Annotated in this window: 10 protein-coding genes; 9 read left to right on the top strand and 1 reads right to left on the bottom strand. The window is 62.2% G+C overall.

Annotation, left to right across the window (positions count from 1 at the left end; all coding sequences use genetic code 11):
- Positions 1–5: 5 nt before the first annotated feature.
- Positions 6–2462 (bottom strand): heavy metal translocating P-type ATPase, encoded by a 2457-nt coding sequence (locus ACCAA_RS09735; protein WP_186407055.1) that lies wholly within the window; start codon positions 2460–2462, stop codon positions 6–8.
- 152 nt (positions 2463–2614) lie between these two features.
- Here ACCAA_RS09735 and ACCAA_RS09730 point away from each other — a divergent pair, with 152 nt between their 5' ends.
- The 9 genes from ACCAA_RS09730 (at position 2615) to ACCAA_RS09690 (ending at position 13180) form a co-directional block, all read left to right on the top strand.
- Positions 2615–3538, top strand: coding sequence for a bifunctional riboflavin kinase/FAD synthetase (locus ACCAA_RS09730; RefSeq protein WP_186407054.1), 924 nt, complete (start codon positions 2615–2617; stop codon positions 3536–3538).
- 8 nt (positions 3539–3546) lie between these two features.
- Positions 3547–6393: an isoleucine--tRNA ligase gene (gene ileS / locus ACCAA_RS09725; protein ID WP_186407053.1), complete on the top strand. Its 2847-nt coding sequence runs from the start codon at positions 3547–3549 to the stop codon at positions 6391–6393.
- Entirely contained in the window at positions 6380–6874 is a 495-nt protein-coding gene (gene lspA / locus ACCAA_RS09720) for a signal peptidase II (RefSeq protein ID WP_186407052.1), read from the top strand. Before ileS ends, lspA begins: the two co-directional genes overlap by 14 nt.
- 161 nt (positions 6875–7035) lie before the next feature.
- The gene (locus tag ACCAA_RS09715; RefSeq protein WP_186407051.1) at positions 7036–8511 is read left to right on the top strand and encodes a HEAT repeat domain-containing protein; all 1476 of its coding nucleotides are present in this window, start codon (positions 7036–7038) and stop codon (positions 8509–8511) included.
- A gap of 1 nt (position 8512) precedes the next feature.
- Positions 8513–9562: a DNA-methyltransferase gene (locus tag ACCAA_RS09710; protein ID WP_186407050.1), complete on the top strand. Its 1050-nt coding sequence runs from the start codon at positions 8513–8515 to the stop codon at positions 9560–9562.
- 56 nt (positions 9563–9618) lie between these two features.
- A complete protein-coding gene (locus ACCAA_RS09705; RefSeq protein WP_186407049.1) occupies positions 9619–10077 on the top strand; it encodes an FKBP-type peptidyl-prolyl cis-trans isomerase in 459 nt (152 codons plus the stop codon).
- An 11-nt stretch (positions 10078–10088) separates the two neighbouring features.
- Positions 10089–11012: a 4-hydroxy-3-methylbut-2-enyl diphosphate reductase gene (ispH, locus tag ACCAA_RS09700; RefSeq protein ID WP_186407048.1), complete on the top strand. Its 924-nt coding sequence runs from the start codon at positions 10089–10091 to the stop codon at positions 11010–11012.
- A 106-nt stretch (positions 11013–11118) separates the two neighbouring features.
- Positions 11119–12690 carry a hydrogenase iron-sulfur subunit gene (locus ACCAA_RS09695; protein WP_186407047.1) on the top strand — a complete coding sequence of 524 codons (1572 nt, stop codon included), beginning with the start codon at positions 11119–11121 and terminating at the stop codon, positions 12688–12690.
- Positions 12683–13180 carry a hypothetical protein gene (locus ACCAA_RS09690; protein WP_186407046.1) on the top strand — a complete coding sequence of 166 codons (498 nt, stop codon included), beginning with the start codon at positions 12683–12685 and terminating at the stop codon, positions 13178–13180. Before ACCAA_RS09695 ends, ACCAA_RS09690 begins: the two co-directional genes overlap by 8 nt.
- Positions 13181–13198: the final 18 nt, after the last annotated feature.

Raw genomic sequence — 13198 nt, 5'->3', positions numbered from 1 at the left:
ATGGCTCAACTCCCGGCGATCTTCTGCAGTCGCAATGAATTCGCAACCACCAGCAAGGAACTGCCGGACATGCCGACACCGGCCATCCACGGGGTGATGAAGCCGGTCATCGCCAGTGGCAAGGCGACCAGATTGTAGGCAAACGACCATAGCAGGTTCTGCCTGAGCACGTACAGCGAACTGCGCGCCACGAGAAAACCGCGCCGCAGGTGATCCAGGTTTTCGGAGAGCAGGATCAGGTCCGCCTGTGTGCGCGCCAACTGCGAACCGCCGCCCATGGCCACCGAGACCTGTGCCTGCGCCAGAACCGGCGCGTCATTGACGCCGTCGCCGACCATCGCCACGACCGCGCCGCTGGCCTGCAAGCGGCGCACGTAGTCCTGCTTGGCCTGCGGCGATGCGTTCGCCTGCACCTCGTCGATCCCCAGCGCGCGCGCGACACGGCGAGCGGCCGGTTCGCCGTCGCCGGTCAGCAGCGCCACCTGCCGTCCGTGCGCGCGCAAGGCGGCGACCATCCCCGCCGCTTCCGGCCGCAGCGCGTCGCCCAGACGCATGAGCGCGATCCAGCCCGCCTCGTCAGCGAGCGCAACCACCGTATCACCGCTGGCCAGTAGCGCCTGCGCGGATTCCGGCAAGGGTTTGCCGTGCAGGGCGAGGGCATGGTCCGGCCGACCGAGGCGCACCTGCCGGCCGCCATGCACGGCGGCGACGCCACAGCCCGGCTCGTTGCTCGGCGAGTGCACGGTCGGCAGATGCTCACCGGCGGCGGCGGCCCGCAAGGCAGCTCCGATCGGATGCTCCGACGCCTGTTCGAGAGCGGCGGCCAGAGCCAGGCTCGCCGTCTGATCAAGTGTGCCGAGCGGCAGCAGTTCCAGCAACTGCATGCGGCCGCTGGTCAGCGTACCCGTCTTGTCAAAAACGAAATGGCTGGCCCGTGCCAGCGTCTCGACAGCATGGCTGCGCGTCACCAACAGGCCGACTCTGGCCATTGCCCCGCTGGCTACGGTGAGCGCCACCGGGGTCGCCAGCGACAGTGCGCAGGGGCAAGTCACGACCAGCACGGAAACCGTGATCCACAGCGCCCGGCCAGGATCGATGAACCACCAGGCAACGGCCACCGCCGCCGCCAGGAACAGCAGCGTGACGATGAAGCGACTGGCAATACGGTCTGCGAGTTCGACGATGCGCGGCTTCTCGGCTGCCGCACGCTCCATCAGACGGACAATCGCCGACAGGCGCGTGCCCTCGCCAACCGCGGTGACTTCGACCAGCAAGGGGCTTTCGATGTTGATCGCCCCACCGGTCACGGACGCTCCGGGGCGCTTGCTGACCGGCGCACTCTCGCCGGTCAGCAGCGACTCGTCAGCGCTGCTCTGGCCCTCGATCACCTGTCCATCGGCTGGAATCGTCTCGCCCGGCCTGACCAGCACGACATCCCCTGGGCGCAGATCGGCCGCCATGACTTGCACGGCGTCGCGGTTCGCCGGGTACGCCGGCACGCGCGCGGCGACCACCGGCATCAGCCGGGCCAGCGCCTCGGTGACACTGACTGCACGCTGACGGGCGGTCATTTCCAGGAAGCGCCCACTGAGCAGAAAGAAGACGAACATGGTTACCGAATCGAAATAGACCTCGCCGCCGGCCGTCAGCGTGGCCCACACGCTGGCTGCAAAGGCGGCGCCGATGCCCAGCGCTACCGGCACATCCATGCCGACGCGGCGCAGTCGCAGATCGCGCCAGGCATTGCCGAAGAAGGGTGCAGCCGAGTAGAAGATGACCGGCAGCGTCAGCGCGAGGCTCGCCCAGCGCATCAACTGCTCGACCTCGGGGGTCATCTCACCGGCGCCGGCCAGATAGACGGGCACCGCGTACATCATCACCTGCATCATGCCGAAGCCGGCGACAAATACCCGCCAGAGCGCGCTGCGCCGCTCCTTGCGCGCCAGTTCCTCGCTCTTGGCAGCATCGTAGGGATAAGCGCGATAGCCGATGGCGGCGATCGCCGCCAGAATCCCGGACAGCTTGATCCGCCGCTCATCCCAGCGAACCCGGGCACGTCGCGTCGCATAATTGATGTCGACCGAAGTGACACCGGCCAGTCGCGACAGGTGCTGTTCGTTCAGCCAGATGCACGCCGAACAGCTAATCCCTTCGAGGATCAGCGCCGCCTCACGCTCGCTGCACTCGCCACGATCACCGAGGACGCGCACGAAACTCTTCTGAAAGTTCGCGTGATCATAGAGTTGCAAGCCCTCGACGATCGCCGGCAGCGCCTCACGTGGCGAACTGGGCAGTGCGTCACGGTGGCGGTAGTAGTCAGCCAGCCCATTGCCGACAATCGCCTGCGCAACGGCCTGACAACCGCCACAGCACATCGCCTGTGGCTGCTCGTCGATGCTGACCACGAGATCGACGCCTGTCGGTACGGGTTGGCCGCAATGATAGCAATGGTCGCTGTCCATATCTCCACGCTGAGGTGTTGGGGTTCGTTCCTCACCCCAACGACTGCCGATGGCTGCCAATAGAGCACAATACCAGCTACCAGCCGCATCTTGGCCAGCGCGGTACAAAGCCGGTTATAATGGCATGTTTTGTTCGTTCCCTCTAGCGCCCGATGCTCGTCTACCGAGGTTTTTCACAGACAGCGCACAGTGCCACCGTCCTCACCATAGGCAACTTCGATGGCGTGCATCTTGGCCACCGCGCGCTGCTCGCACGCCTGACGGCGGCCGCGGCCGCGGCCGGACTGCCGGCGGCGGTGCTCACTTTCGAGCCGCATCCGCGCGAGTTCTTTGCCCCCGAATCGGCGCCGGCACGCCTGTCCACGCTGCGCGAGAAGCTCGAACTGATCGCTGACGACGGCGTCGATCTCACCTACGTCTGCCACTTCAACGCCCGCTTTGCTGCGCTGAGCGCCGCAGAGTTCATCTCCCGCGTGCTGGTCGGCGCGCTGCGCGTACGCCATCTGATCGTCGGTGACGACTTCCGCTTTGGCGCTGGACGCGGCGGTGACTTCGCGCTGCTGCGCGACGCGGGCGCCGACCTTGGTTTTCAGGTCGAGGCCATGGACAGCGTCACCCTCGAAGGCGAACGCGCCTCCAGCTCGGCGGTTCGCGACGCGCTCCAGGCGGGTCGCCTCGAACACGCCGCGCGTCTGCTCGGCCGCCCCTACTCGATCGACGGACGCGTCGTGCGGGGAGACCAACTCGGTCGGCAACTGGGCTTCGCCACGGCCAACATCCGCATCAAACACGAGCGGCCGCCGCTGCAGGGCGTCTTCGCGGTCGAGGTCAAGGGACTTCCCGGCGGCCCGCACCGGGGCGCCGCCAACCTGGGCTACCGACCGAGTGTGCACCAAGTGGTGCGCCCACTGCTCGAGGTCCACCTGTTCGACTTCTGCGCCGACATCTACGGTGCCCATCTCAACGTCCGCTTCCTGCACAAGCTGCGCGACGAAATGAAATTCCCCGATTTCAACGCCCTGAAGGCGCAAATCGCCAGCGACGTCGAAACCGCGAAAGCCTACTTCCAGTTGTGAGAACCGCTATGGCTGACTACAAGAAAACCCTCAATCTGACCGACACGCCATTTCCGATGCGCGGCGACCTCGCCAAGCGCGAACCACGGTGGGTCGCCGCCTGGCAAGAAACAGGACTCTACGAAAGGATCCGCGCGGCATCGGCGGGCCGCCCACGCTTCGTGCTGCACGACGGACCACCTTATGCCAACGGCGACATTCACATCGGCCACGCGGTCAACAAGATTCTCAAGGACATCATCGTCCGCTCGCGGACGCTGGCCGGTTTCGACGCCCCCTACGTTCCGGGCTGGGATTGCCACGGATTGCCGATCGAGCACCAGATCGAAAAGCTGCACGGCAAGCACTTGCCTGCCGATCGCGTCCGCGAGCTGTGTCGTGCCTTCGCCGGCGAGCAGATCGAGCGCCAGAAAAAGGACTTCATCCGCCTCGGCGTTCTCGGCGACTGGGAGCAACCTTACCTGACCATGAACTTCCAGACCGAAGCCGACGAAATCCGTACGCTTGGCAAGATGCTCGCCAAGGGTTACCTCTACCAGGGCCTCAAGCCGGTTAACTGGTGCCTCGACTGCCGTTCGGCGCTGGCTGAAGCCGAGGTCGAATACGAAGACAAGACCTCATCAGCAATCGACGTCGCCTTCGAGGTGCATGCCAATCACGCCGACAAGGTGGCCAGGGCCTTCGGCCTGACTCACTTGCGCGGCCCGGCCTTTGCCGTGATCTGGACGACCACCCCCTGGACCCTGCCGGCCAACGAGGCCGTCAGCGCCCACCCGGACTTCGACTATGAGCTGATCGACACCGAGAAAGGTGCGCTGATCCTCGTTCGCGAACTGGCCGACGCCTGCCTGCAGCGCTATGCGCTGACCGGCAGCGTGCTCGGTTCGGCGAAAGGCGCCGCGCTCGAGCACGTCCTGCTCAAGCACCCGTTCCAGACGCGCGACGTGGCGATCATCTGTGGCCGGCACGTCACTCTCGAGGCGGGCACAGGGCTGGTCCACACGGCGCCGGCGCATGGCACCGACGACTACCTGATCGGCAAGGTCTACGGTTTGCCGGTCAACAACCCGGTCGGTGACGACGGCAGCTTCGTCGCCGGCACGCCGGCGCTGACCGTCGGCGAACTGGCTGGCAAGAGCGTCTGGGCGGCCAACCCGCTGGTCCTGCAGGAACTTGAAGCGAACGGCCACCTGCTCAAGGCCGAGAAGATCCAGCACAGCTACCCGCACTGCTGGCGGCACAAGACGCCGATCATTTTGCGCGCCACGACGCAATGGTTCGTCGGCATGGAGCATCGTGCCAACTCACCCGCCGGCACTCCAACGGACGCCGGCGAGGAACAGCCCACCCTGCGCTGGTGCGCAGAGCGCGCAGTCGACGAAACTCAGTTCTTCCCGACCTGGGGCCGCGCGCGTCTCGAAGCGATGATCCGGACGCGGCCGGACTGGTGCGTCTCGCGCCAGCGCAACTGGGGTGTTCCGCTGCCTTTCTTCCTGCATCGCGAAACCGGAGCGCCGCATCCACGCACCGCCGAGCTGATCGAAGCTGTCGCGCAACGCGTCGAAAAGTCCGGCATCGAAGCCTGGTTCGCCCTTCCTCCCAGCGAACTGCTCGGCCCGGAGGCGGACGAGTATCGCAAGATGAGCGACACGCTCGACGTCTGGTTCGATTCGGGCGCCACGCACGCCAGCGTCCTGCGCGGCTCGCATCAGGCCGAACTGGCCTACCCGGCGGATCTCTACCTCGAAGGTTCGGATCAGCATCGCGGCTGGTTCCAGAGTTCGCTCCTGATCGGCTGCGCCATGGACGGCCGCGCGCCGTACAAGGCGCTGCTGACGCATGGCTTCGTCGTCGACGGCAAGGGTCTGAAAATGTCGAAGTCCAGAGGCAACGTCATCGCGCCGCAAAAGATCGCCGACACACTCGGCGCCGACATCCTCCGCCTGTGGGTCGCAGCCACCGACTACTCGGGCGAACTGACTATCTCCGACGAAATCCTCAAGCGCGTCGTCGAAGCTTACCGTCGTATCCGCAACACGCTGCGCTTCCTGCTTGCCAACACGGCCGACTTCGACGTCACGCGTGACCTGCTGCCGGTCGAGCAATGGCTGGAAATCGACCGCTACGCGCTAGCCATGACGCGGCAAATGCAAGCGCAGTGTGAAGCGGACTACGAGCGCTTCGAGTTCCACCGCGTCGTCCAGTCGCTGCAGACCTTCTGTTCCGAGGACCTCGGCGGCTTCTACCTCGACATCCTCAAGGACCGCTTGTACACCACTGCCGCCGGCTCGGCGGCACGGCGTTCGGCGCAAAGCGCACTGTGGCATATCCTGCAATCCTTCATCAAGCTGATGGCGCCGATTCTCTGCTTTACCGCCGAGGAGATCTGGCAACTGCAGAGCGGCGTTGGTGGCGCTGGCAAGGTGAGCGACGACTCGATCATGCTGCAGACCTGGCAGCCGCTACCGGCACCGGCCTCGGAACCCGAACTGCTCGACAAATGGCGCAAAATCCGTGGCTATCGCGCTGAAGTCATGCGCGCGCTCGAGGATCTGCGCATCGAGGGTCGCATCGGCTCGTCGCTGCAGGCGGCGGTACGTGTGCACTGCCACGGAGAAAAACATGAACTCCTCACTTCTCTGGGCGACGACCTGCGCTTCGTTCTCATCTGCTCGCAGACCGAGGTGATCGACGACGAGTCCGAAAAACTGCTCTGCACGCCGCTGGCGTACGCCAAATGCGAGCGCTGCTGGCACGTGCGCGAGGACGTCGGGGCGCATCCCGATCATCCCGGCCTGTGCGACCGCTGCGTCAGCAACCTCTACGCCGAGGGCGAAGCTCGTGCCTTCGCGTAAGGTCGACCGCTGGCTGTGGCTGGCCGGAATCATCGTCCTCCTCGACCAGATCAGCAAATGGCTGGTCCTCGCCTGGCTGCAGCCGGGCGACTCGATTCGTGTCGCGCCGTTCTTCAACTGGGTATTGACCTTCAATGCCGGGGCTGCGTTCAGCTTTCTCTCCGACGCCGGCGGCTGGCAGCGCTGGTTTTTCACCGCCCTGGCGCTCGGCGTCTCGGCGTGGATTGCCAGCGTGCTGCCTCGCCACAGCGGCGAATTCCGCCTCTCGCTGGCGCTGACGCTGATTCTCGGCGGCGCGCTCGGCAACGTCATCGACCGCCTTCGTTTCGGCGCCGTGATCGACTTCATTCAATGGCATGCCGCCGGTTTCTACTGGCCAGCGTTCAACATCGCCGACTCGGCGATCAGCGTCGGAGCCGTGCTGATGGCCTGGGAACAGTTTGCCGCCAAGCCTGCTGAACGCGATGTTAGAATCCCGTAGGTCTGGTCAGAGCAGCGTAATCAGACACTCGATAAATGCCAAGGACATCAATATTGCCTTGCGTCTCGCGCGTAGTCTTTCGGAGTAGCCACGATGGGCAAAACCGTTACCACCCGTTATGACGTCACCGAACACCATTGAGAGCTTCTTCGGGTGGCGCGATGGCAAATAATTTCAAGAGTGACGACAGTTTTCTGAGAAAACTTGCTGTTGGCGCCGCAGGCACGAATGCAACGATCAACCGACTGAAAGCGATGGGATTCAATCCGATAGAGCTTGAGCGTGGTTCCACAGGCTTCAAAATCTGGAAGAAGATAAAAATCAAGCGTGTGCGGGTTCCTGACATTCTGTGTTTGAACACAGGCATCCGGTTTGAATCCCGCGGCAAAACAAAACTTGAAATATCAATGTCCCATTCCCTCAATGACCCGAAGCGGGCTTGGGACGCTGGTATGCGGGACGACGACCTTGTTTCAATCGTCGTATTCGAGCAAAACAATGATTCTCCCATAGATTTGAAACAAATCTCGCCTGTCCACCTCATAAGCGTGAAGGACATGCGGAAGGCGTTTGCCGCCGGACAGGTATCCATCACGCAGCCAAAAGGGGTCGAGGAAGGCTCCGAAATACGGGTGATGTGGACATGCGCTGCTGCCAACCAGCGATCAGTTGTTTTCTCTGTGGAATACGGGAGGATCAGCCTGACTCCTATCCCGGAGGCACGGCGACAATCGATCCAGTTGAGCCGGAGCAAAGGCAAGATCACCTTGCTACCCCAGGTCAACGCTGGCGATATCGTCGAGGCCAATCAGATTGTTGCGTCAGTTGTTTCGGTCAACACAAAGCTCCAATGCCCCACGTCAGTTGGCGAAGGCTACTTCATAGACAAGCTCGCAAGCGTCAACTTGAGCGAGCGATATGCGGCCGCAAAGGCGTTGCGGTATCGAGGCTACACAACCGCCAAGCCAGTGCTCGAATCGAGAATGACCGATGCCGATGAGGATATTTATGTCCAGCTTGAGGCTGCGGCAGCGCTTGCGGCATATGACGAGCCGAACGGCTGGGAGTTCATGGAGAACAAGCTACGCAGTCCGGTTATGACGGTTCCCCTTGAAACGCAGCTTGAAACAGTCATTGTCGCATCCGAAATACCCAAGAGCCGGAGCGAACAGTTGCTGATCGAAGTCTTGAGGGACGCTCAACGTGACGACGAGTTGCGGGCTGGAGCAGCTTGGGCACTTGGCCAATTCGCTTCTGCTACATCAGCGACTGCACTTGTTGATACATTCAACTCAAGTCCCTTGGAGATCAAGGTTGAAGCAGCCCGCGCGCTGTTGCGGATTGCTGAGCCACAGATTCCTCACCTGATCAATCTCCTAAAAAGCGGTGACACCGCCAAGCGCGACGGTATATCCTGGGTACTTGCTCGAACTGGCAAATTCAATCCGTCAGACATGGTCGTGGGGGCCGATGAGAACCTGAGAAAGTGGATTAGCTACGTCGTCGGCTATGGCAAAGATAAGTTTGTTCACGGCGATGTTGAAGCCATCTGCAAGGCAGACCCGGAAGTCTATTTCGCCGCAAGCGTGTTGTGGCAAATTGTGGCAAGCTGGGTCAACGACCTGAGGGAATACTGACATGCAGAGCAAACCGCTTTACCATACCTCCAGTGGTCAGGCCTATGTTGGAGATTCTCTTGAGCTTCTCGCAGAACTACCCGACAACAGCATTGATCTGGTTATGACATCGCCGCCGTTCGCACTTCGGCGGCAAAAAACCTACGGCAATGTTGCGGAAACAGAGTACGTCCAGTGGATTAAGCCATTCGGGCAAGAGGTCTTCCGAGTTCTCAAGGAAAGCGGGAGTTTTGTTCTCGACTTAGGTGGGGCATACCGCTCTGGAATTCCATCCCGTTCGCTGTATAACTTCCGCGTACTCTTGGCTTTTTGCGACGAGATCGGGTTTCACCTTGCTGAAGATTTCTACTGGTTCAATCCGGCAAAGCTGCCGTCGCCAATTGAATGGGTAAACAAACGAAAAATTCGGGCAAAGGATTCCGTCAACACTGTGTGGTGGTTTAGCAAGACCGACTTTCCGAAGGCCGACGTTCGGAAAGTACTGACTCCGTATTCCGATCGGATGAAAAAGTTGATCGAGGACCCAGAGAGTTTCTATACGCCAAAAAGACGCCCGTCAGGGCATGACATAAGTGCTGGGTTTGGGACGGATAATGGGGGGGCGATTCCTTCCAACCTGCTTTCTATACCGAACACCGATAGCAACTCCAGCTATCTCCGGTTCTGCAAGGAACTCGGGCTTGAACGCCATCCGGCGCGGTTCCCCTCGGAACTCCCTGCGTTCTTTATAAAAATGCTGACTGACGAGGAAGATGTCGTGCTGGATATTTTTGGTGGATCAAACACCACCGGATTTACCTCCGAGGCGCTAAAGCGTAAGTGGCTAACTTTTGAAATGAATCGGGAATATCTTGCTTCATCCGCGTTTCGTTTCCTTGAGGGCCATAGTCCTGAGACCGTGAAGCGAGTATTAGAAAAGTTGAACAATAGCCAAGCCAATTACTTCATCAGTGAGACGGTCTGCGCATTAGACCCGGCGAAGAAAGCAAAAGCGAAGAATGAATCTCTGGGTCAAGGAGCGTTGTTTGTTTCCGGGGCGAGCGCACGGTAGTCACCCTATCGGATGAGCCCCCAACCCAATTTTGACGGAACAATCCAGGAAGCTTCATGAAACCCGCCAACGCACCTTCAGGCACCACCCCGACAGTCGCTCGCGACAGCTACCTGACGCTGCACTACAGCCTATCCGACGTCGACGGCACAGAGCACGTCAGCACCTTCGATCTGTCGCCGGCGACGCTGCAGATGGGCAGCGGCCAGCTTGCGGAAACGCTCGAACGTTGCCTGCTCGGAATGGCCGCCGGCCAACGCCAGGTCTTTCAACTGGCGGCCGACGACGCTTTCGGCGCCCACAATCCACGCCTCGTCGAGCGCATCGCGCGCAGCGCACTGCCACCGGAAATCGAACTCCGGGCCAACTCGCTGATCGAGTTCAGCGCGCCCGACGGCGGCGGCTTTGCCGGCTTCCTGCGCGAACTGAGCGAGACCAGCGCGCTCTTCGACTTCAATCATCCGCTCGCCGGCAAGCCGGTGCGCTTCGAAGTCGAAGTCATCGCCATCATGTAAGGGGCACAAGCATGCAGATCCTTCTGGCCAACCCGCGCGGCTTCTGCGCCGGTGTTGAACGTGCCATCGCCATCGTCGAGCGCGCCATTGAAAAATTCGGCGCGCCGATCTACGTGCGTCATGAAGTGGTGCATAACCAGTTCGTTTGCGACGATCTGCGCACCAAGGGAGCCATCTTCATCGACGAACTTGCCGACGTGCCCACCGGCAGCACGGTCATCTTCAGTGCCCACGGCGTTTCGAAAGCGGTGGTCGAAGAGGCATCAGCGCGTGGCCTCAAGGTTTTCGATGCCACCTGCCCGCTGGTCACCAAGGTGCACGTCGAAGTCGCCAGGATGCGCAAGGAGGGCCGCGAGATCGTCATGATCGGCCACAAGGGGCACCCCGAGGTCGAGGGAACCATGGGTCAGAGTGCCGACGGCATGTATCTGGTCGAAACCGTCGCCGACGCGCAGCGCCTCGAAGTCCGCTCGCCCACCCGACTGGCCTACGTCACGCAGACCACGCTCTCGGTCGACGACGCCGCGCAGGTCGTCGCCGCGCTGCAGGAGCGCTTTCCGGACATCATCGGCCCGAAGAAGGATGACATCTGCTACGCCACGCAAAACCGCCAGGATGCGGTCAAGAAACTGGCCAGGTCGAGCGAGGTCGTTCTCGTCGTCGGCAGCCGGTCGAGTTCCAACTCGAACCGGCTGCGCGAAGTCGCCGAACTGATCGGCGCGCGTGCCTACCTGGTCGATCAGGCCGAACAGATCGACCCGGCCTGGCTGGCCGGAGCCAGCCACGTCGGCGTCACCGCCGGCGCGTCGGCGCCCGAGATACTTGTCCAGAACGTCGCCGACCGACTATCGGCTGGCAACCGCCTGCAGGTCGTCCAACTCGACGGCACCGAGGAGAACGTCACCTTCGCTCTGCCGCGCGAATTGCAGCCCTGAGGATCAGCGGCTGGCGGATTTGACACGCGTCAATTCACCTCGCCGCCGCTGTCAATATAATCAATGGCTAATAATTACTGCCGGCAACGGCTCAGGACGCCTCCCCGTGAGTTTCCACAGCGCTTTGCGCAAGAGCGCGAAAAGCGTCTTTTTGCGCAGCGAAGAAGCTCTCGATTCTCCGTTCGGCGGCGAAGACAACCCGTTGCGCCATCTCGGCGCCGTTGGCATGTATCTGCTCTGGCTCGTCGTCGCCAGTGGACTTTATCTGTACACCGTACTCGATACCGGCATCGACGCCGTTTACAGCTCGATCGGCGATCTTTCGCTCGCGCAGTGGTACCTCGGCGGTGTCCTGCGCAGCGTGCATCGCTATGCTTCCGACGGTTTCATGCTGGTCATGATGCTGCACCTGATCCGCGAATGGTCGTATGGACGCTATCACGGCTTCCGCCTGTACTCCTGGATGACCGGCATCCCACTGATCTGGCTCGCCTACGCGGCTGGCATCGGCGGCTACTGGATCGTCTGGGACCAGTTGGCACAGTTGTCGGCTACGGCGACCAGCGAACTGCTCGACTGGCTGCCGATCTTCAGCCAACCTTCAGCGCGCAACTTCATGGCCCCGGAGTCGATCAGCGACCGCTTCTTCACGCTGCTGGTGTTCATCCATATCGGCCTGCCGCTGCTGCTCATCCTGGCGCTCTGGGCGCACGTCCAGCGCATTGCGCATGTCGATTATCTCCCTTCACGGCGCGTGATGCTGGGAACGCTGGCGGCACTGCTCGTCCTCGCCCTGATCAAACCGGCGCTCAGCAACCCACCGGCCAATCTGGCGATGGTTCCCGGCGCACTCCATTTCGACTGGTTCATCCTGTTCATCCATCCGCTGACCGACGCTACCTCGCCGGCTATCGTCTGGTCACTGCTGTTCGGCGTGACGGCGCTGCTCTTCGCCCTGCCGCTGCTGCCTCACCCTGGCCCGCAACCGGTGGCGGTGGTCGACGCCGCCAACTGTACCGGCTGCGACCGCTGCCTGGCCGACTGCCCCTACGCCGCAATTTCCATGGTGCCGCATCCACGCCGACCGGGTCTGAAGCTTGCCGTGGTCGATGCCGACCTCTGCGCGAGTTGTGGCATCTGCGCCGGCTCGTGCCCGTCGTCGACGCCCTTCCGCCGACGTGAGACACTGGTCACCGGCATAGACATGCCGCAGCAGCCGGTCAATGCGCTGCGCGACGAACTCGAAGCGGCCCTGGCCAGGCTCGATGGCCGCACGCGCATCGTCGTCTTCGGTTGCACGCGCGGAGCTGATGCCGCCAACCTTGCCGCCAGCGATACGGCGGTGATCCCGCTGATCTGCACGGGCATGTTGCCACCGGCCTTTGTCGAATACGCGCTGCGTAGCGGTGCCGACGGAGTTCTGGTGGCGACCTGCCGCAGCGGCGGCTGCGACTTCCGCCTCGGCGATCGCTGGACGAGCGAACGCCTGCTGGGCCAGCGCGAGCCGCATCTGCGCCGGACCGTGCCGGCATCGCGCCTGCACCTGGTCGCCGCTTCCCAGCACGACGGCAGAGCACTGGCCAGTGCTCTGGCCGAATTCAGAACCCGACTCGAATCCCAACCGGCGGCAAGTGACAGACTGCCACCCTATCTGCGGAGAGTTTCACATCATGCTTAAACCCGCCGCCCTCGTCGGCCAGGTAATCCTTTACGGCGCCTTCGCCGCTTTCATCGGCACCTTTGCCAGCTCGCCGAAGTACCAGCAGATTCCCGACGACGTCGCACTGATCAAGCTTTCGATCAGTCACCTCGGCGGCCGCGAGTGTCGCAAGCGAACGCCTGAAGAATTGGCGAAAATGCCGCCCAACATGCGCGCGCCGATGGATTGCCCGCGCGAGCGCTCGGACATCAGGCTTGAAGTCGATCTCGACGGCCAGCCGGTTTTCCGTGCCGTGATGCACCCCACCGGCCTCTACAAAGACGGTGTATCGACGGTCTACAAGCGCTTCGAGGTCAAGGCCGGCAGCCACCAACTGGCGGTCAGGATGGACGACGACCTCATGAAGCCCGGCTTCGACTACATCAAGGATGAGAAGATCACCCTCGCCCCCGGGCAGGTGATGGTGATCGACTTCAACCCGGATCGCGGCGGCCTGTTCTTCAAGTGATCGCTACCGCGACTTGCA

Source organism: Candidatus Accumulibacter aalborgensis (genome assembly GCF_900089955.1).
Taxonomy (GTDB): Bacteria; Pseudomonadota; Gammaproteobacteria; order Burkholderiales; family Rhodocyclaceae; genus Accumulibacter; species Accumulibacter aalborgensis.
Note: the sequence above shows the minus strand (reverse complement) of the source record. Positions and strands in the feature narration are given on the sequence as shown.

What these genes read in the sequence shown, in the direction of transcription:
- ACCAA_RS09735 (WP_186407055.1), bottom strand. Translation starts at nt 2,462, where the DNA reads ATGGACAGCGACCATTGCTATCATTGCGGCCAACCCGTACCGACAGGC.
- ACCAA_RS09730 (WP_186407054.1), top strand. Translation starts at nt 2,615, where the DNA reads ATGCTCGTCTACCGAGGTTTTTCACAGACAGCGCACAGTGCCACCGTC.
- ileS (WP_186407053.1), top strand. Translation starts at nt 3,547, where the DNA reads ATGGCTGACTACAAGAAAACCCTCAATCTGACCGACACGCCATTTCCG.
- ACCAA_RS09715 (WP_186407051.1), top strand. Translation starts at nt 7,036, where the DNA reads ATGGCAAATAATTTCAAGAGTGACGACAGTTTTCTGAGAAAACTTGCT.
- ACCAA_RS09710 (WP_186407050.1), top strand. Translation starts at nt 8,513, where the DNA reads ATGCAGAGCAAACCGCTTTACCATACCTCCAGTGGTCAGGCCTATGTT.
- ACCAA_RS09705 (WP_186407049.1), top strand. Translation starts at nt 9,619, where the DNA reads ATGAAACCCGCCAACGCACCTTCAGGCACCACCCCGACAGTCGCTCGC.
- ispH (WP_186407048.1), top strand. Translation starts at nt 10,089, where the DNA reads ATGCAGATCCTTCTGGCCAACCCGCGCGGCTTCTGCGCCGGTGTTGAA.
- ACCAA_RS09690 (WP_186407046.1), top strand. Translation starts at nt 12,683, where the DNA reads ATGCTTAAACCCGCCGCCCTCGTCGGCCAGGTAATCCTTTACGGCGCC.